This window comes from Flavobacterium frigoritolerans, assembly GCF_025847275.1.
GTDB lineage: Bacteria > Bacteroidota > Bacteroidia > Flavobacteriales > Flavobacteriaceae > Flavobacterium > Flavobacterium frigoritolerans.
This window is the reverse complement of the sequence record NZ_JAOZEV010000050.1, coordinates 1-1,521: the sequence shown is the minus strand read 5'-3', so window position 1 is coordinate 1,521 and position 1,521 is coordinate 1. Positions and strand designations below refer to the sequence as shown.

The 1,521-nt window shown below is 33.7% G+C and carries 1 protein-coding gene; it reads left to right on the top strand.

Going from position 1 to position 1,521, the window contains the following annotated elements:
- On the top strand, positions 1–1,521 hold a 1,521-nt coding region (locus tag OIU80_RS20805), incomplete at both ends, for a condensation domain-containing protein (protein WP_264288881.1).

Below are 1,521 nucleotides of genomic sequence, written 5' to 3'. Positions count from 1 at the left end.
AAACGGCTATACCCAATTATATAAGACAGGCGATTTGGTTCGTTGGTTAGCCAATGAGACTCTAGAATATATTGGTAGAGGTGATAATCAGGTTAAAATACGAGGTTATCGTATTGAATTGGGTGAGATCGAACATGCAATGTCTCAGATTGAAGGTATCATGCAAGTAAGCGTTCAGGCCAGAGATAAAGTTATCGAAAGTGGCAGTTCTAAATATCTTGTAGGATATTATATTTTGAACGAAGATGGAATTGGCTTAACTGTGGATGCTATTGAGAGATCTTTATCTGGTATTTTACCAGATTATATGATACCAAGCGCCTTTGTCGAGATGGATTCTTTTCCATTAACGGCAAATGGAAAGTTAAACAAGAGTTTATTTGCTGATCCAGATTTTAATTCTTCAGACTCGAATTATCTCGAACCTACAACGTACGAAGAAATAGAGGTGTGTAAAATTTGGAGTGATTTACTTTGCTTGGATCGAGTAGGTATTACTGACGACTTTTTCAAGATAGGAGGTAATTCTATTCTGGCTATACAAGTTTCACATCGTACAAGTAAAATATTAGGGAAAGATGTAAAAGTGTCTGATGTTTTTAAATATAAAACAATAACACAATTATTAGCCCATGTTATTAATCAGTCTCAAATTATAATACCAAAGATTGATGTTGATCAAATCGGTCTTTCTTTTGCTCAGGAACGTTTGTGGTTCATCGAGCAGTTTGAAGAAGGAACTAATGCCTATCACATTCCAGTATTATATGAACTTGATGCTACAGCAAATAAAGAAGGCTTAAAACATGCTTTACAAGAAATTGTCACTAGACATGAGGTATTGAGAACTACTATTGAGCAAGGAGAAGATGATGAATTTGCTATTCAAAAAGTAAATGAAGAGCCTCTTTCTATCCTAGAAATTACATGGAGTGAAACAGATGATTATGAATTATCTATTAGAGAAGCCATCAACCGTCCATTCAATTTAAGTAGTGAATATCCAATTCGAGTTAATTTCTATACTATTAACTCCGAGACTGATGCTTCTTTAAATAAGACGATACTGTTAATCAATATACACCATATCGCTACAGATGGATGGTCAAAAGATATATTTGAAAAGGAAGTATTAGCATATTATAATGCCTATTTAGTAAATAATAAAGGATTTAAATTACCTGAACTTGAGATTCAATATAAGGATTATGCCTTGTGGCAACGCAATTATTTAACGGGAGACATTTTAGAAAAACAATTAGGATATTGGAAAGAAAAGTTAATGGGTTATCAGACTCTTGAATTTCCAACTGATTATGCCAGATCTTCTGTTGTAGATTACAGAGGCGCAAGCCAAGAGTTTACATTGAATAAAGGACTTAGTAAAAAATTGCGTGATTTAGCACAGCGTGAAGGAGTTACATTAAATAGTTTGCTTTTAAGCGCTGTGAATATTCTTTTAGGGAAATATACCGGACAAAATGATATTGTTATTGGTACTGCTATTGCCAATCGTCATCA